17 protein-coding genes are annotated in these 16607 nt (G+C 61.5%); 8 read left to right on the top strand and 9 right to left on the bottom strand.

Annotated elements, in window-relative coordinates; all coding sequences use genetic code 11:
- On the bottom strand, positions 1–206 hold a 206-nt coding region (locus A8B82_RS24515), incomplete at its 3' end, for a hypothetical protein (protein ID WP_235604664.1).
- A gap of 121 nt (positions 207–327) precedes the next feature.
- Here A8B82_RS24515 and A8B82_RS10160 point away from each other — a divergent pair.
- Complete coding sequence (locus tag A8B82_RS10160; protein WP_067291628.1) at positions 328–846, top strand: hypothetical protein; 519 nt, start codon at positions 328–330, stop codon at positions 844–846.
- Between the two features lie 3 nt (positions 847–849).
- Here the strand turns inward: A8B82_RS10160 and gspM are convergent, their stop codons facing one another.
- The 7 genes from gspM to gspG form a co-directional block, all read right to left on the bottom strand.
- Positions 850–1341, bottom strand: a complete 492-nt coding sequence (gene gspM / locus A8B82_RS10165; RefSeq protein WP_067291631.1) for a type II secretion system protein GspM — start codon at positions 1339–1341, stop codon at positions 850–852.
- Positions 1338–2528, bottom strand: coding sequence for a type II secretion system protein GspL (gene gspL, locus A8B82_RS10170; RefSeq protein ID WP_067291634.1), 1191 nt, complete (start codon positions 2526–2528; stop codon positions 1338–1340). The genes gspM and gspL overlap by 4 nt, the downstream gene beginning before the upstream one ends.
- Positions 2529–2603: 75 nt before the next feature.
- Entirely contained in the window at positions 2604–3518 is a 915-nt protein-coding gene (gene gspK, locus A8B82_RS10175; RefSeq protein ID WP_067291635.1) for a type II secretion system minor pseudopilin GspK, read from the bottom strand.
- Complete coding sequence (locus A8B82_RS10180; RefSeq protein WP_067291638.1) at positions 3515–4183, bottom strand: type II secretion system protein GspJ; 669 nt, start codon at positions 4181–4183, stop codon at positions 3515–3517. Before A8B82_RS10180 ends, gspK begins: the two co-directional genes overlap by 4 nt.
- A complete protein-coding gene (locus tag A8B82_RS10185) occupies positions 4180–4539 on the bottom strand; it encodes a type IV pilus modification PilV family protein (protein ID WP_067291641.1) in 360 nt (119 codons plus the stop codon). Before A8B82_RS10185 ends, A8B82_RS10180 begins: the two co-directional genes overlap by 4 nt.
- On the bottom strand, positions 4536–5009 hold the full coding sequence (locus A8B82_RS10190) for a type II secretion system protein (protein ID WP_067291643.1): 474 nt from the start codon (positions 5007–5009) through the stop codon (positions 4536–4538). The genes A8B82_RS10185 and A8B82_RS10190 overlap by 4 nt, the downstream gene beginning before the upstream one ends.
- Positions 4994–5467, bottom strand: coding sequence for a type II secretion system major pseudopilin GspG (gspG, locus tag A8B82_RS10195; protein ID WP_067291645.1), 474 nt, complete (start codon positions 5465–5467; stop codon positions 4994–4996). Before gspG ends, A8B82_RS10190 begins: the two co-directional genes overlap by 16 nt.
- Before the next feature lie 92 nt (positions 5468–5559).
- Between gspG and A8B82_RS10200 the strand changes: the two genes are divergently transcribed.
- The 7 genes from A8B82_RS10200 to A8B82_RS10230 all read left to right on the top strand — a co-directional run bounded on the left by A8B82_RS10200 (position 5560) and on the right by A8B82_RS10230 (position 15839).
- A complete protein-coding gene (locus A8B82_RS10200; protein ID WP_067291648.1) occupies positions 5560–6342 on the top strand; it encodes a prepilin peptidase in 783 nt (260 codons plus the stop codon).
- A gap of 98 nt (positions 6343–6440) precedes the next feature.
- Positions 6441–8072: an SEL1-like repeat protein gene (locus A8B82_RS10205; RefSeq protein ID WP_082899237.1), complete on the top strand. Its 1632-nt coding sequence runs from the start codon at positions 6441–6443 to the stop codon at positions 8070–8072.
- Positions 8072–9259 (top strand): tetratricopeptide repeat protein, encoded by a 1188-nt coding sequence (locus tag A8B82_RS10210; protein ID WP_067291652.1) that lies wholly within the window; start codon positions 8072–8074, stop codon positions 9257–9259. The genes A8B82_RS10205 and A8B82_RS10210 overlap by 1 nt, the downstream gene beginning before the upstream one ends.
- A 296-nt stretch (positions 9260–9555) precedes the next feature.
- Positions 9556–10746: a hypothetical protein gene (locus A8B82_RS10215; RefSeq protein WP_138069737.1), complete on the top strand. Its 1191-nt coding sequence runs from the start codon at positions 9556–9558 to the stop codon at positions 10744–10746.
- A 195-nt stretch (positions 10747–10941) separates the two neighbouring features.
- Positions 10942–11832: a glycosyltransferase family 2 protein gene (locus A8B82_RS10220; RefSeq protein WP_067291658.1), complete on the top strand. Its 891-nt coding sequence runs from the start codon at positions 10942–10944 to the stop codon at positions 11830–11832.
- Positions 11829–12698: a sulfotransferase gene (locus A8B82_RS10225; protein WP_067291661.1), complete on the top strand. Its 870-nt coding sequence runs from the start codon at positions 11829–11831 to the stop codon at positions 12696–12698. Before A8B82_RS10220 ends, A8B82_RS10225 begins: the two co-directional genes overlap by 4 nt.
- 42 nt (positions 12699–12740) lie before the next feature.
- Positions 12741–15839, top strand: coding sequence for an FG-GAP-like repeat-containing protein (locus A8B82_RS10230; protein WP_067291663.1), 3099 nt, complete (start codon positions 12741–12743; stop codon positions 15837–15839).
- On the opposite strand, the gene A8B82_RS10235 is transcribed toward A8B82_RS10230, so the two are convergent.
- Entirely contained in the window at positions 15836–16606 is a 771-nt protein-coding gene (locus A8B82_RS10235) for a LamB/YcsF family protein (protein ID WP_067291665.1), read from the bottom strand. The genes A8B82_RS10230 and A8B82_RS10235 overlap by 4 nt on opposite strands.
- Position 16607 lies beyond the last annotated feature (1 nt).

A 16607-nucleotide genomic window follows, 5' to 3' on the forward strand; every position in this document is an offset into this window, starting at 1 on the left:
GGATTGCATCCGGACGGGGCGGGGGGCTGAAGCTCTCCGAACACGGCGGGCCAGCGCCTTGGCCTTGGTGGCTGGGCGGGCGGTTGCGGTTCGGCAACCTCTCCATCTGTGACTTGGGCACCTGTGACGTCATTGGCTGGTGTGTTCAGCGTTTCATGCAGTCTCTGACCCGCCAGCCCCGAGGCGGCGAGGGCAATCAGTGTCATTATCGCAGCTATCAGCCGCATTGTTGCACCGCTCCTGCGTGTTCGGGTCGGGATTTGTAGACGTAAATCCCATCCTGTGGTAAGGGTAAACCTAATAAACCAATAAATAAAGAGCAGGCAAATGCAGGTATACACACACGCCCGGGCCGGGACGATTGTTCTGTGCGCCCTTCTGATCTCAAGCTGTGCCGAAAACGGCAGCCTTGGGCAAAAGTCCTTTGAAACAGAGTATTCAACAGCGCGAAACGCGTTGGAAGGCGGCGATTTTGCCAAGGCGAACCGCGTCTACAAACGCCTGGTTCCCGATGCAGGCGGGTTCGAGCCGCGTATCCGTCTGGAGCTTTCCCATGGCTATCTCCGCGCGGGCGATTTCGATGCCGCAGCGCAGGAAGCGGGCAGCCTGGCACAATCGCAAAGCGGTGACGGGCGCGCCGCAGCCCTGTCTGTGCAGGCCACGGCAGTGCATGAACTGGGCCTCAAGGCGCTGGCACAGGGCGATAAGGAAACCGGAAAGTCCTACCTTGAGCAGGCAGAGGCAGCACTGACCGAAGTGCTGAAGACCAACCCCGATCTGGACCCGTTGGGCAGCATGGCCGGTCGCAAGGCCAGCATTCAGTCGCGCCTCAGCGGGATGAAGTAAGGTTCAGGACGCCGGGGTCAGGGCCAGCCTGGCGCTGACCTTGCCGGACTCTTCCAGCGCTTCGAAACGGAAGGACGAAATGTCATAGCCCCAACTGCGGCTGTTGGCTGACATCCAGTCCGCCAAAGCGGTGAATTTGACCTGATCGAACCGCAATTCGATCACGCCCCGGTCTGCCACGGCCAACTCGCTGACAAAGGGGCGCAGACCGGCAGCGATCAGACTTTCCTCTATTGCGCTTGAACCGATCGGGGCCGCCACAGTTTCTTCCGGTCCTTCGACGATTTGGCCCAATTCGGCGGCACGATCCTGGACCCAGATGTTCAGCGCAACGGCTTCGGCATTTGCCGCGAGAGCATTGTCCCTGCCGTCCTTCAGTGGCAGCAGAACCGCAAAGATCACAAGCAAGGGCAGGCCGACAGCAAAAAGCACGGCCAGCAATAGGCGTTCGCGCCCAGATCGCTGCAGCAGAAAGTCGATCATCCGCCCAGTCATTCCGCCGCCTCCGTCTCGGGTGCCCGCAGGCGGATTTCGCTGCGCACGGCGGCGGAGCCTTCGCTGACACGCGATTGCACGACCGATACCGTCAGGCCCGCCGCACGCAGATCGTCGGCGAGCTGATCGACGCTGGCGAAATCGGGCATGGTCAGGTCCAGTGCGACCTCATTTCCCGATACGGTGCTGACCTGATCGGTTTCCACGCCACGGGTGCTGAGAACGCCAGCCGCTGTGGCAAAAAGGTCCAGCGCCGTTATTTCGCTCTGCCAGCCCGCCGCGCGCAGCTGGCGCTCTGCCAGCACCTGGCTGACCTGAATGCGCATGTCCAGCAGCGGGCCCGTCGGGATGAACTTTTCGCGAACCAACTCACGGGTCTGGGTATTCAGTTGTGCCGTTCGCGCTTCGATCCGTCGTGTTTCGATGATCTGGGCGGCAGACCACAGCCCCGCAGCAATCAGTGCAAAAAGGAGCGGCCAGCGCCATGGCAGGACCTGTTTGCGCAGTTTGGTCCGCGCCATCTGGGGGTCGCGCCGCAGATCGAATTCAATCTCGCCATGGGTCAGAACTGCGGGCACTTCCAGCCCCAGCGCTTTGGCTTCGGTGGGTGAGGTGATGACGGGCACGTTATGGGCATCGGCAAGCGCCTTCAGCCCCTCCGGGGCGGTGCCGAGGCTCAATATCGCACCGGGGCGCACCGTGTCGGCCTGATCAAGCTGCATCTTCAGCATGGTCATCGCCAGATCAGGTTGCGCGGTGAACCCTTCATCGGGTCCAAGGCGCACCATCAGCATGTCGTTCCGCATGGCCATCGACCAGATGCCGGATGCGGTCGGCAATGTCAGGTAGTCGGGCAAGACAGCGCGACAGTGGGGACCAGCGGTGGCCTTCCACTCGGCCAGCAGGGCGGAGTCCGCGATCAGGACCTTCGACCATTTCTCGCTCTGTTTCGGGGGGTAGATGGGTCGGATTTCTGTGGTTTCCGCCGTCAGCCCGGCGCGGTCCTGCAACTGGCGGCGGGCGACCTGCTCGCGGGCCTGTCCGCGTAGGCCCGGCGGCAGCTCCAGGGTAAAGACCGGAACATCCGCTCCGTTCACAACCGCGACCTGCTGGGCACCAGGGGCGGTCCCATCGCTGGTCAGCGCGACAAAGTCCTTGCCCGCGTCATATGTGGCCGCCTCGGTCACCTGTCGTATCCTGCCAATGTCTGCGGTGCCACGATGCAGGGTCCGTCAGGATTGATCAATGGCCAGGCGCGCAAGTCAGTCAAATTGGCTGACCTTCAGGCGGATGAGCGTCCCGCTCTGCCGACCAAGGCGGTACAGCAATGTCATGCGTCGTGCCTGCTGCCCATCCAGTTCGGCAGCGGTGTCTGCCCGAAACCATTCCGAGGATACCGAGATGCGCGCTGGCGAGAACCCTTCCGGCAGTTGCTCGCCCAGGCGATCCTCCAGCGCGGCAACGAAATCATCTACGGAGACAAAAGGTGTCCGGTCGCGGGTGTTCAGGATCTGGTACAACGTATTGGGCGGAAATTCCGGCAACAGGTCCACAAGCATCTCGACAGGCGCGGTGTTGATGTTCACCGGAAGCCCACCGGGCAGCGCTGTGGCCACTTCGCGCAGACGCCCGATCTCCTGCGGGCTGAGACCGGGAATATCGGCAACCTGATCAAACATCAGCAACGCCCCGCCAATCGGGTCGCGGGCGGGGGTCAGCGCGGCATAGGTGCGTTTGTTCTCCGGCCCGCCCGGTTGGATGAAATCCATGATCTGGTCACCGACGCGGGGCGACAGGCTGGCCCGTTGCAGGACTTTGTCAAAGGCTGTCTGCGCCGCGTCATAGGCCGGATCATTCAGCCAGTTGAGATTGAACAACGCCTGCTGATCCAGGATCCGGCCTGCGACACGGCCCCGGTCCAGCGGAACGGCGATGTCGGTTTTTGCCCAGGCTTCATCAGCATGATCATGATTACTGGTCATCAGGTCGGCATTCAACATGGTGATCGCCAGCGCGTCGAAAGCATCCAGGTAATAGGTGAGCTGCCCCGCAGTCTGGCTGGCTTGCAAGCGCGCGCGCCCGCCTTCGGCCCGTGTCAGCAGGAACACCGCCGCCCCGGCAAGGGCCGCGACAATCACCAGCGCGTTCACCAGCACGAAGCCGGACTGGCGGGTCATTTCAGCGTCTCGATCAAGGTGATGTCGCCCCATGTTGCGGTGACCAGAGTGACCTCGATCGCCAGCGGGATGAAGTCGGAGTAGTTTTCCGATGGCGGCCCGACCCGGTCGTCGTCCTCGGGGCTTGGGGCTGGCCGGTCTTGCAGGATCGGATTGGTTGGCCCGTCGATCCAGCCCAACCCGCTCCAGTAGCTGCGGATGCGCAGGTCTTCGATGCCGGTCAGAACCGGGTTCTCAGGGTGCAGGGCCTGTGTGTCTGCGGGGGTCAGCGTGGTCCAGACGCGCCGGAAAAGCGTGTTTTCATCGGGGTCCAGCCGCCATTCTGCGCGGTGCAGATGATCGGACAGGCGCTGTGCTCCCAAGGCAGGCTGTCCCGATATCGAAAGGGAAAAGAGGTGCCCATCAGCGCTTTGCCCAACCGCGTCTGCGGATGGGCTGTCCGGGGGGAAAAACCGCATCGGCATGATCGCGGTCAGGTCGTTGCGCAGCAAGGCTACGGCGCGGGACAATTCCGACGTGTTGTCATCCAATTCTGTCAGCCGGTCGCGAATGTGCAGCATGCCGGAGAGCCCCTGAAGCCCCATGACAGCCACTAGTGCAAAGATCGCCATGGCCACCACCAGTTCGATCAGGGTCATCCCGGTATCGTGGCGCTGACAGGTCATGATGCGGGCTCCACCGGAAGGTAGATCACGAATATCGCCCCGCCGCCGCGCTGCGCCCGCGCTGTCACCGTTGCCTCTGTGAGGCCAGCGGCGGTTGTCTTGGTCGTTGTGGCCACGCTTATCGTCTGACCGCCCATAAGGATTTCCGTGGGCAGGGCAGCGCGTTCTTGGGGCGGGAGCAGGCGCAGTTCCTCGGCCCTGTTGCGGGCCACGATCTGTGCCAGCAGCCGGTCGGCGGCACCGCCGATAGCCAACCGCGATTGATCGGCAGCGCGCAGGGCGGCGATGCTGCCAATCGACAGGACCAGCACCGCAACGGCCAGTTCGATCAGGGTCAGGCCCCTGTCACTGTTCATTGGCCGCCGCATTTCAGCCCCGTCCATCCGTCGCTTCGGCAGCTTTGCGATGCGCCACGGTTTCCCGAAAACCGGATGTCGAAGGCGGTTGTCTGTCCGTTCGCCAACAGGACGATCTGGGGTTCATCCGGTCCCGCCCTTGGCCGCATGTTTGCGATTGTGACATCGCCCTGCCAGCGGCGGACGGGATTGCCGATATCCCAGCCCTCCCCGGTTCGGCGCGCAAAGCCGAGGCCTTCTGGTGTGATGCTCAGCCCCTTGCTGTTGCGACCCTGCATTGCGAGGTCCTGAAGAGCGCGAAACTGTGTCTCGAACCAGGCGCGGTCCGATGCGGCGCTGTCGGTGCCGCGCCCGGACACCGCCAGGGTTGCACCCACTGACAGCACAGCAAGCACTGAGATGACAACAAGCAATTCGATCAGGGTAAAGCCCCGGTCAGGCGCAGGGTCGGGTTTCAGTTCTGGTTCCATGACCCAATGTCGGTATCCGGTCCGGTGCCGCCTGACACCCCATCCGCACCATAGGTGAACACGTCGAAATCCCCGTGAACTCCCGGTTGCAGGTATTGATAGGGTTGCCCCCAGGGATCAACCGGCAGCCGTTCCATATATCCATTCGTTGCCCAGTTCGGCGGTTGCGGATCGGTGGTCGGCGGGTTCACCAGCGCGGCCAAGCCCTGTTCGGTTGTCGGATAGCGGAAATTGTCCAGACGGTAGAGGTTCACCGCACCCGAAATCGCAGAGATATCCGATTGCGCACGCGCGGCACGGGCCTGATCGGGGCGGTCAATGACGCGGGGGACAATCACCAGTGCGAGAATCGACAGGATCACGACCACAACCATAAGTTCCAGCAGCGAAAAACCCGCATCGCGTGCCGTTGGCACCGCTGCCGTGCCCGGGTTTGTGCGTGAAGCAGCACGTTTCATCAAATATGTCCTTTTCAATTCAGCGCATGATAGGAGGAGGGCGATATGATTGTCTATGCGATGTTGCAAAATTTGAAGGGACGACAGGGCCGATGACAGAGCAGATGGCGGGGGCGCAGCCATGGCTATTGCTGGTGATCCTGCTGGGGCCTGCAATCGGGTCGTTCCTCGCTGTGCTTGTGGATCGGCTGCCGCGCGGCGAGGATACCGTGGTGCGTCCCTCGGGATGTCGCAGTTGCGGCACCGCACTGACGGCTTGGCAGATGGTCCCGATCCTGTCGTTTTTGCTTCAGAGAGGCCGGTGCAGCAGATGCGGTGCCGCAATACCTTCCTGGCTGTTCTATCTCGAACTGATCTGTCTTGGTGCTGGCATTCTGGCGGTTCTGCAGGGCGGCGGAATCATGACGGTTGTCTTGTCTGCGGCCTTCTTGTGGGTGCTTGCCGCGCTGGCGACAGCCGACGTGCTGTGGTTGCGGCTGTTCGATCCGCTGACGGCAGCGCTGGCGCTGGTCGCTTTTGCCATGGCGCTGACACCGCAGGGTGCGGGGCTGGAACAGGCCGCTTTGGGGGCGGCGCTGGGCGCGGGCAGTTTCGCTGCCCTGCGCTGGGGCTATTGGGTGCTGCGGCGGCGCGAAGGGCTGGGGCTGGGGGACGTCAAGCTGATGGTGGGGCTCGGTGCCTTCTCCGGGCCATACGATCTGCCGCTTCTGGTCCTGCTTGCGGCGATTGCGGCATTGGCGGTCGCGTTGGTTCAGAGGGTGATGAACAGGCAGTCGCTTGCTGGCGACCGCCCGCTGCCATTTGGTGCCGCCCTGTGCGGGGCTGCGGCGATCCTCTGGCTGATCGGACCGCAACTGGTGCCCGTGGCGTGGTGAATTGACTTCATCTATGCGCCGGGTATGGTCGCGGTGCATTTAGAAACTCCGCCCGCAGGACCATTGCTGCGGCACCTGTCCCTTATCCGAGCGAGCACATGATTTCATTTCAGAATTCCGCAATCCGCCTTCTTTCCGTGACACTTGTTTGTACGGGATTGGGCCTGCCACTGGCCGCGCAGGACAGCAGCGCCACTTCCGGCAGCGCGACAGAAGAGGCTGCGGCCCCCGCGACCATGGAAGAGGTCGAACAGGCCTGGCAGCGTGGCGATTTCGTCTTTGTCCGCAGAGGGCTCAAAGCCCTGGCCGAGCAGGAGGGTTCTGCCCTCGCGCAATACCGGTACGGGCGGGTATTGCTGGAAGGCACGGGCGGGCCCCGCGATGTGCGGGGTGCTGTTGGCTGGCTTGAGAAAGCGGTCGCGCAGAACAATGCGCCTGCCGCCACGCTGCTGGCGCGGGTCTTGCTCAGCAGCAAGGAGGAGCAGAACGCGGAGCGCGCCGCATCGCTTTTGTCGAATGCCGCGACGCGCGGCGATGCCGAGGCGCAATATTACCTCGGGCTGCTGTTGCAATCCGGCAAAGGGGTGGAGCAGGATCTGAGCCGCGCCTTTGACTGGTTTCTAGCGGCGGGCGAAAACGGGAACATGCGGGCGCAATATGAGCTGAGCAAGGCCTACTCCCAAGGGCACGGCACCGAGCAGAATCCGCAGGAGGCATTGCGCTGGTTGGAAGAAGCTGCCGGAGAGGGCTTGCCAGAAGCGCAGTACTTTCTGGCCAATGCGCTGGACAATGGCGGCGGGGTGCCAATGGACAAGAAGGCCGCGCTGGACTGGTTTCGCCGCGCCGCCGAGAACGGACAACCGCAGGCGCAGCGCGAATTGGGTACGAAATATCTCGCCGGGGCAGATGGTGTGACACCAAACGCGGCTGAGGCTTTGCGCTGGCTTGAGGCTGCCGCAGAGGCTGGCGACCGGTCTGCGATGCACAACCTCGGCATCGGTTATGTCAGTGGTGGTCTGCTGCCGCAGGATTATGACAAGGCGTTCAGGTGGTTCGAACAGGCGTCGGACCAGGAACTGGGCCGATCCACCTTTGCCCTTGCGCAGCTTTATGCAAGCGGCAACGGTACTGCGCAGGACATGGCAAAGGCTGTGGCGCTTTATCACAAGGCGGCGCAGCAGGGTGAGCCGGGTGGCGCACTGGCGATTTCGCAACTGGCCAAGGCCGGCCAGCTTGAGGGTTTGATGTCGCCGCATGAGGCGGTCCCATGGGTCATGATCGACTTGCTACAGAACGCCGATGAACAGGCGGAAGCCTGGCTCTTGCAGCAAGCGGATGCCGGGGTGCGCATTGCGCAGGTCAACCTGGGAGAATTCTATCTGCAAAAGGAAGACAAGAAGGCCGAAGGTGTCGATCTGATTGAACGCGCTGCGATTGCGGGAAGCGTTCCGGCGCAGTTCCGTCTGGGCAATCTCTATGTAACCGGCGACGGGGTCGATCTGGATTATGTCGCGGCGCACAAGTGGCTGAACATCGCGGCGGCCAGCGGACACCCGGAAGCGGTAGAGACAAGGGCGGTTGTTGGTGACCTGATGACACCGGATCAGATTGCCAAGGCACAGGCCGATGCGCGCGCGTATTTCGATACGGCGCGGGCGCGGGCCCCGCAGACGGACCAGGTGGTCAGGACATCCGACCCCGATGGCACCACATCGACAGCGCGCGACTGATGGCGTTCCGTTCGATTTTTCACGCGGTCCTTGCCTCGGCATTTGTATTTGCAGCGGGGTCAGTCTGGGCGCAATCCCTGGCCGACATATCGCTGCCTGAACTGCAGACGCAGGCGGAGCGGGGACAAGCCGATGCGCAGTTCGCGCTAGGTCTGCGTTACCACCTGGGCGAAGGCACATCGCAGGATTATTCAGAGGCGGCGAAGTGGTTCGCGCTTGCTGCGGCGCAAGGGCACGCAGGTGCCAGCAATCAATTGGCGCGCTACCGGTTCGAGGGGCTGGGCGGCGACAAGGATGTCGAGGAGGCGTTGCGTCTGTTCGAGGATGCCGCGGCATCGGGTGATCCGCAGAATGTCTTTGATCTGGGGCGCGCATTGGAGGTCGCGGAGGGCGATATGAGCCGGGTGGCACAGCTTTATCAGCAGGCTGCCGATGCCGGTCTTGGCGACGCCTCTGTCAGCCTTGGTGTTCTCTACCAGGAGGGGCGCGGGGTCGAGCAGGACTATCTCCGTGCGCTTGAGCTATACGAGGGCCCCGCAGCGCAGGGAAATGCGCGTGCGTTGAACAATCTCGGGCTTCTTTACGTGCGTGGCACCGGTGTGCCGCAGGACTATGCCCGTGCGGCAGAGTATTTTGCCGCCGCCGTCGAATTGGGGCTGGCAACCGCAATGACCAATCTGGGGGTGCTTTACGAAAACGGCTATGGCGTGGAGCTTGATGAAGAGCGCGCAAAAGAGCTTTACCGCGCCGGGGGACGGCAGGCCGAGCCCGATGCAGGACAGCAGTCGACGCTGATCTATGATGCGCGGCTCAAGCCGCTGGAACTGTCAGAGGAGGTGCTGCAAGACGTGCAGTCGCGGGCGATCGCCGGGGACCCGGTTGGCATGTTCCAACTGGGGTGGGTCTTGTTGCAATCGCCTGACGCGCCGTTTCAAAATCAATTTCAGGCCGCGGCCCTGTTCCGTGCGGCTGCCGAAGCCGGTTATGCGCCAGCCATGGCCAATCTCGGCAGTCTCTATTTTCAGGGCAAAGGGGTGCCGCAGGATTTCGTTCTGGCACAGATGTGGATTTTGCGTGCCGCAGCGGCAGGCGCTGAAGAGGCGCGGAACATTGGCGACGGCTACATCGCGCGGATGACAGCGGAGCAGATCAACGAGGCCCAGTCCCGTGCGAAGGTGATTCCCTGAGCCCGCAATATTCTACCCCAAGTAGAATGTTGAGGGACGATTTTTTCGAAATGGTTGATAAACGCCTGAAAGAATAACAAAACGCTTCGAATTCCGGCGATTCTGAGATATCCTTTGCGCGTGGCGCGCCTTGGTTGCTATTTTTTTGGATCAGGCAGTCGCGGTCGGTGTGATTTATCAAATTTTAATTTTTCAACGGTCGACGAGAACAGCTTGTACAGCGACCGGAACTGACAACCGACCATTGCTGACAGGGAATTCGCGGCGCTGACCGCATATTATTAAAGGGAATTAACATGTCCATTACAGTATCGAGAATAAAGGGTAGCGCCGCGCTGGTGGCGGGTATCTATGCGCTGACATCAGGCATGGCGATGGCGGATATCGTCCACGCCGACGACGTGATCATAACTCGGTCGCTGTGCGTGGGTTTCGATTGCGCCAACGGCGAGGCCTTCGGTAGTGACACGATCCGGCTCAAGGAAAACAATCTGCGGATCAAGGCGATGGATACGTCAGTTGGCGCTTTCCCGACTGTGGACTGGCAATTGACCTTCAACGATTCCACGAACGGGGGCGCCAACAAGTTTTCAGTCGATGAAATCGACAGTGGCAGAACCCCGTTCACCATCCTGTCCGGTGCGCGCACGAACTCTATATTTGTAAACAGCTCTGGCAGGGTTGGTTTCGGAACGGCGTCGCCGGTCACCGATCTGCATTCCAGGACTGGCAACACGCCCACTTTGCGTCTTGAGCAGGACACATCCAGCGGGTTTGCGGCGCAGACATGGGATGTGGCCGGCAACGAGACCAGCTTTTTCATTCGTGACGCGTCCAACGGGAGCACATTGCCATTCCGCATCGCACCCGGTGCCGCGTCATCGTCCATTCATATTGCCGGCAACGAAAATGTGGGTATGAGCGCCGGGACAAGCCCCGAAGCGTCTTTGCACGTGAAGCGATCCAGCGGTCCTGCGAACCTTCTGATCGAAGCCAACGGCGGGGGCAATGATGCGTCCTTTGCGCTGGAAACCAGCGGTGCGGCTCCAGGCACATGGGAATTCCGCGCACAGGCAGATTCAGGTCGTCTGAACATCGGGGTTGTCGGTGGCAACACGCCGATCAAGGTTGACGAAGGCGCGGACAACAACCTGCTGAAGATTGGTGACAATGCGAATTCCGATGCGGTCATCATTACGGGCCAAATCATCGTGAACGGCACACCGCTGAACGTGCCGGACTATGTGTTCGAACCTGACTACAAGCTCTTGCCGCTGGCGGAAGTCGAGGCGTTCATCGAAGCCAACGGTCACCTGCCGGGCGTCCCTTCGGCGAACAAGATCAACTCCGAACTGCGCTTCAACGTCGTGGACATGCAACTGAAGCTGCTGGAGAAGGTCGAAGAACTGACCCTCTATACGCTTGAGCAGCAGGCGACGATTTCAGAGCTGAAAGCAGAAGTCGAAACGCTGAAAAGCGCCAACTGATCAGGGCGCATTGCGCCGGGGAAAACGCAAATCGCCGCTCCGTTTCCGGGGCGGCGGTTTGCGTTTCCGTGGGTTCGCATTGAGATCGAAATCTCAATGGGGTAGCTCTGTTCGGGCAGACCAAGACACCGTTTTTGGCGGGTTTCTACCATTGGCGGCGGACTGTCGTTTGACCACAAGAGATGCAGTGCACCCATGAAACGTTCCCCCATGAAACTGTCGATTGTCGTGATCATGCACAACATGCGGCGCGAGGCGGCGCGCACGCTGTATTCCCTCAGCCTAGCACACCAGATCGGTGTGAAGCCTGACGATTACGAAGTGATCGTGATTGACAATGGCTCTTCTGCCCCGCTGGAGGAAGCCGACGTGACCCGTTTCGGGCCGCAGTTTCACTATCACTTCCACGAAACAAGCAGCAAATCCCCGGTCGGCGCGGTCAATCTGGGTGCGCAGATGGCGCAGGGTGAGGGGCTGGCGATTATCGTGGATGGTGCGCGCATGGCCACACCGGGCATTCTGCATTACACGATGTCGGCTTTCGCCGCATTTCCGGAGGCCGTTGTCTGTGCGCTGTCGTGGCATCTGGGGCCGGATGTGCAGCCCAAATCGACGCAGGAGGGGTACAATCAAACGGTCGAAGACGCCATGCTGGAACAGGCAGCCTGGCGCGGGGACGGGTATCGCCTGTTTGACATATCCACGATAGCGCCCTCGTCCGACACCGGTTTCTTTGGCGATTTCCCGGTGGAATGCAGCTGGATCGCCCTTTCCCGGGACAGGTTCCTCGACTTGGGCGGCTTCGATCCGGCGTTCCAGTCACCGGGCGGGGGGTTCTGCAACCATGATTTCCGCAATAGGGTGCTGCAACAGCCCGACGTTGTTCCGGTCAAGCTGCTGGGCGAAGGCGTCTTTCATCAGGTGCATGGCGGGATCGCGACCAATGCACCGCCAAAAAACCACCCGTTGCAGTCCTTTCACGAAGAATACACACGTCTGCGTGGTACGCGCTTTGCCCCCGTTCCGGTGCCAAATCCGATCTATGTCGGCGGTATGCCCGCCGCAGCGATGCCGTTTCTCAAATGACCGCCCCGCCCGCATCCATCACGGCCATCGGAGGCCTGGGCGGCAGCGGCACACGTGTTTTTGCCGCGATGTTGCGGCAGGCGGGGGTGTTCATTGGCGACGATCTGAACGGTCCGTTGGATAACCTGTGGTTTACCGTCCTGTTCAAACGCCGCGACTGGACCCGGACACCGCCGCCCGTGTCGCAGATCGTGACCGCGATCCGGCTGTTCCGGCAGGCGATGACATTGGGCCTTTCCGCAGGATTGTCAGGGCCGGACAGGGCCATGATCGAAGCGCTGCAACAGGACCTGCTGCCGGACGGCACATGGGACAGCGGGGCCAGGGTCGCACAGGCCCAGCACCTGCTGCAAAGCACGGCATCGCCGGTCGCCGGGGGCGGGCCATGGGGATGGAAGGAACCGAATACACATGTCTTTCTGCCCTATCTGGACCAGCTGCTGCCGGACTTTCGTTACATCCATATCGTGCGGGATGGGCTGGATATGGCTTTCAGCGACAACACCTGGCAGGCGCAGCACTGGGGTGACATCGTCGGCGTTGCGCCGGACCCCGATGCGCCGATGCGCGTCCGGCAGCTGCGCTATTGGCTCTCTGCGAACCGGCGCGCGCTGACCTATGGCCGGGCGCGGATGCCGGGCCGGTTCATGGTCATCAGATACGAGGATTTCTGCGTCGACCCGATGCGCTATTGGCACCCGATCACGGCGCTGTCCGGTGGTAGGGCCGATGCGACGCCGCCCGCCGATCTGGTGCGGCCAACCAACATCGGACGTGCGGGCACCCATGATCTGTCAGTATTTCCGGCCGATCTGCGGCGGGAGGTGAAGGCTTTTCAATTGGATTTGGTCAATTCGCAAGTTTGAGGTATCCTGCCCGCATTGGATTTTTCAAAATTGAGTTTCACCATGACAGATATCTCTGTGCCGACACGCCCCCACACGCTGCGACTTGTTCTGAGTGTTCTGATTGTTGCCGTTCTTGCCTATCTGTTCTGGACCGGATCACGCTATCCGGCGCTGGACGAAAAGGCGATGATGTCGGGCGCGATCCAGCTTGAAGATTCGCTGAGCTTCGAGGCCAAGTTCCCGATCACGGCGGACATGACCCTGCCACAACGGATTTTCTGGTCCACGCTGAACTGGATCAATACCAACAAGAAGGGCATGACCTTTGGCGTCCTGTTTGCCGCCGCCTTTCTGACGATGATCCCCTACCTGCGTCGCCGCAGCTTCAAGGGAGGGTTTGCCAATTCATTTATGGGCATGGTGATCGGCGCGCCGCTGGGTGTGTGTGTGAACTGCGCCGCCCCGATTGCAAAGGGCATGTATTCCGCCGGCCTGCGGGCGGAAACCACCCTCTCCGCGATGATCGCATCGCCAACGCTCAACATCGTGGTCTTGACGATGGCGTTTTCGATCCTGCCGTTCTTCATGGCGGTGACAAAGATCGCGCTGAGCCTGCTGGTGATCCTGGTCATCGTACCGCTGATCTGCCGCACCCTGGCGCAGACTGAACTGCCCGAGGACGAGATTGTTTGCGCGATGACACCCGGTGGCGGGCTGATGGCGGGAAAGCGATTGGGCAACAGCCCGGTGGGGGCAGTGGTCAATGTGGCCAAGGAGTATCTGCAGAACCTGTGGTACATCATCAAGCTGACGGTCCCCCTGATGCTGCTTGCCGGTTTCCTGGGGACGGTGGCCGCCGTGTTCCTGCCGCAGGACATGATCACGGGTCTGGCCTTTTCGGTGCTGGCCCTGATCGCGATTGCGCTGGTCGGGTTGTTCCTGCCGGTGCCGATCGCCTTTGACGTGGTGGTCACCGGGGCGCTGCTGAGCGCGGGGCTGTCGCATGGATATGTGATGGGGCTGCTGTTCACCTTGGGCACTTTTTCCGTCTATTCGTTCTTTATCGTCTGGCAGGCCATCGGTCTGCGGGCTGCCGGGCTGCTGGCTGCAGCGGTTGGCGTGCTGGGGATCATCGCGGGTCTGGGTGCGCAGATCTACTATGACAGGCAATCGGAACGCGCCCTGGACATTCTGTTGCAGGGTAACGCCGCACCCGTCACCGCGCCGCTCTTCATGGCGGCAGAGGCGGCGGGGACCGATCCCTGGCAGGTGACCAGCGGCGACGCGGACCGGATCACATTGGCGGCCCAGCCGCTGAAACCGCTATCCGAACCTGCGGAAACGGGATTCACCCGAATGGAGGCGAACACGATCGGCATCGACAAACCGGTCGAGTTCTCGTTTCGCGATATGTGGCCGCCGTTCTGGGAAGGCCGGTCGGTATCCTCCGGGGATATTGACCGTGACGGCGATCTCGACCTCGCCATCGCCTCCACCGAGGTGGGGTTGTATCTTTACCTGAATGACGGCCAAGGGGGGTTTGCCCGGCAGGAAGTCGACATGGGCCCGCTGGCCGATATGGCCGTGTTTCAGTCAGCCCTGGTGGATATCGACAACGACGGCTGGCTTGATCTGTTCATTGGCACCTACCTGCAGGGCAATTACATCTGGCGCAACGTCGAGGGGCAGTTTGCCCCGAATACCCTGCGGGAGGTAACGGGAAGGGACAACGATATCCTCGCGCTGTCGCTCAGCTTTGCCGACGCGGACCGCGATGGCGATCTTGACGTCGCCCTCGGGAACTGGGCCGCTGGCTGGTATCGCCGCATTCCCGGAGAGGAATCGCGCAACCGGGTGATATGGAACGATGGTGGGGCGCTTTCAGGGAAACAGTTCACCGATCTTCCGGGACTGCCGGGCGAGACGCTGAGCATCCTGTGGACCGATCTTGACAGCGACGGGGCCGCCGATCTGGTGGTTGGAAACGATTTCGACATCCCGGACTATTTCTATCGCGGTGACGGGAAAGGCGGGTTGTCGATGATCGACCACGCCTCGGGATTGATCCCGCATACGACCACGACAACCATGGCCGTCAAGACGGCGGACCTGTCCAACGACGGCACACCGGAAATTTACCTTGCGCAGATCGCGGGCCGGTCGTCAGGCGTGTCCAGAAAGCTCAAGATGCAGTCGCTGGACCAATATTGCGACGGTATCGCCGATCCGCAGGCCAAGGCGACCTGCACCAAGAACATGGAGATCAAGGCCTGGTACAAATCCGGCAACAACTTTGACCCGACCTATGCCAGCCGGTGCCAGGAACTGGAGGGGCGCTACAAGGACGAATGCCGCGCCATGCTGGTCAAGGACCTGGCGATCCAGAAAGAAGACCCCGGCATCTGCGCCTTGATCCCGGCGGGGCAGACCATTCCCCGCGCCTATTGCGACACGCATTTCATGCCGGTGCGCCAGCCACAGCCGGAAGAGATTGCGTTGACCCATCCGCAGATCCTGCGGTCCAACGTGCTGCTGTCCTGGGGAGAGAACGCCTATTCTGATCTGGCATCGGAGGTCGGCCTGGATGTCGGCGGCTGGAGCTGGGACACCAAGATATTCGATTTTGACAATGATGGCTGGCAGGATGTGTACATCGTGAACGGCACCTGGGTGCCGAACGAGGTTTCGCCGTCAAACCTGTTTTTCCACAATCAGGGGAACGGCACTTTCAAGGAAGCCTCCGGGCCCTTCGGGCTGGAAGACTACCTGATGACCGCCGCCGCAACGCAGTTCGACATGGACAATGACGGCGACCTGGACCTGTTGACCCATCCGGTGAACGGCCCTCTGACCGTATTCCGCAACAACAGCCAGACCCAAGGCATCGTGTTCGAACTTGCGGATATGGCGGGCAACCGTGACGGCATTGGCGCTGTGCTTCACCTGACAGATGGGAACGGGTTGACCCAGATGCGCGAGGTGCAGATGGGGGGCGGGTTCATGTCGTTCGACGCGCCGCGCGTGCATTTCGGATTGGGCGACCTTGGCCGCGCGACAAAACTGTCGCTGCGCTGGGCAGATGGCACTGAAACAGTGATCGAGGGCCAGCTTGACGCAGGCAACATTTACCGGATCAGCCGCACCGCCGGAAACGGTTAGCCCTTGTGCCCCTTGAACTGGGCCAGGGTTACGCCTGCGGTTTCCAGCTCTGACCGGACGGCGGTAGCGATCTGAACGGCCTCGGCAGTATCGCCGTGCAGGCAGATCGTGTCGATCCTCGTCGGGATATGTTTGCCGCTTTCAGTAATGATTGCCCCGGCCTGCACCATTTCGACCATCCTCTTGCCTGCAAGGGCTGCGTCATGGATCACGGCACCGGGCAGGGACCGGTCCACCAGCGTGGCATTGTCGTTGTAAGCGCGGTCCGCGAAAATCTCTCCGGCCCAGGCGCAGCCGAGAGCCTCTGCCGCGCGCTGTTGTTCCGTGGCGGGGAGCACCATCACAATCAGGTCGGGTGCGACACCCAGCGCCGCCTCGTACAAATCGCGGGCGAGATCGACGTCTTCGGAGGCCATGTTGGCCAAGGCACCATGCAGTTTGAGGTGGCGAACCTCAGCGCCCAGGCTGCGGGCCATGCCGACGCTGGCAGCAACCTGGTAGCGGACCTGGTTTTGCAGCGTGGCGCGCGGCACCGACATGCGGTTGCGGCCAAACCCGGCAATATCCATAAATCCCGGATGCGCGCCGATGCCCACCCCGTTGTCGTGGGCGATGCGCATGGTCGCGGCCATCACATCGGCATCCCCGGCGTGGCCGCCACAGGCGATATTGGCAGAGGTGACAATATCCAGAAGGGCTGCATCATTGCCCATCTTCCAGGCACCATAGCTTTCGCCCATATCGGCGTTCAGATCGACGGATGGCATG

The sequence above is a fragment of the Sulfitobacter sp. EhC04 genome, from assembly GCF_001650875.1.
GTDB lineage: Bacteria > Pseudomonadota > Alphaproteobacteria > Rhodobacterales > Rhodobacteraceae > Sulfitobacter.

What these genes read in the sequence shown, in the direction of transcription:
- A8B82_RS10160 (WP_067291628.1), top strand. Translation starts at nt 328, where the DNA reads ATGCAGGTATACACACACGCCCGGGCCGGGACGATTGTTCTGTGCGCC.
- gspM (WP_067291631.1), bottom strand. Translation starts at nt 1,341, where the DNA reads ATGACTGGGCGGATGATCGACTTTCTGCTGCAGCGATCTGGGCGCGAA.
- gspK (WP_067291635.1), bottom strand. Translation starts at nt 3,518, where the DNA reads ATGACCCGCCAGTCCGGCTTCGTGCTGGTGAACGCGCTGGTGATTGTC.
- A8B82_RS10180 (WP_067291638.1), bottom strand. Translation starts at nt 4,183, where the DNA reads ATGACCTGTCAGCGCCACGATACCGGGATGACCCTGATCGAACTGGTG.
- A8B82_RS10185 (WP_067291641.1), bottom strand. Translation starts at nt 4,539, where the DNA reads ATGAACAGTGACAGGGGCCTGACCCTGATCGAACTGGCCGTTGCGGTG.
- A8B82_RS10190 (WP_067291643.1), bottom strand. Translation starts at nt 5,009, where the DNA reads ATGGAACCAGAACTGAAACCCGACCCTGCGCCTGACCGGGGCTTTACC.
- gspG (WP_067291645.1), bottom strand. Translation starts at nt 5,467, where the DNA reads ATGAAACGTGCTGCTTCACGCACAAACCCGGGCACGGCAGCGGTGCCA.
- A8B82_RS10200 (WP_067291648.1), top strand. Translation starts at nt 5,560, where the DNA reads ATGACAGAGCAGATGGCGGGGGCGCAGCCATGGCTATTGCTGGTGATC.
- A8B82_RS10205 (WP_082899237.1), top strand. Translation starts at nt 6,441, where the DNA reads ATGATTTCATTTCAGAATTCCGCAATCCGCCTTCTTTCCGTGACACTT.
- A8B82_RS10210 (WP_067291652.1), top strand. Translation starts at nt 8,072, where the DNA reads ATGGCGTTCCGTTCGATTTTTCACGCGGTCCTTGCCTCGGCATTTGTA.
- A8B82_RS10215 (WP_138069737.1), top strand. Translation starts at nt 9,556, where the DNA reads ATGTCCATTACAGTATCGAGAATAAAGGGTAGCGCCGCGCTGGTGGCG.
- A8B82_RS10220 (WP_067291658.1), top strand. Translation starts at nt 10,942, where the DNA reads ATGAAACGTTCCCCCATGAAACTGTCGATTGTCGTGATCATGCACAAC.
- A8B82_RS10225 (WP_067291661.1), top strand. Translation starts at nt 11,829, where the DNA reads ATGACCGCCCCGCCCGCATCCATCACGGCCATCGGAGGCCTGGGCGGC.
- A8B82_RS10230 (WP_067291663.1), top strand. Translation starts at nt 12,741, where the DNA reads ATGACAGATATCTCTGTGCCGACACGCCCCCACACGCTGCGACTTGTT.
- A8B82_RS10235 (WP_067291665.1), bottom strand. Translation starts at nt 16,606, where the DNA reads ATGCCATCCGTCGATCTGAACGCCGATATGGGCGAAAGCTATGGTGCC.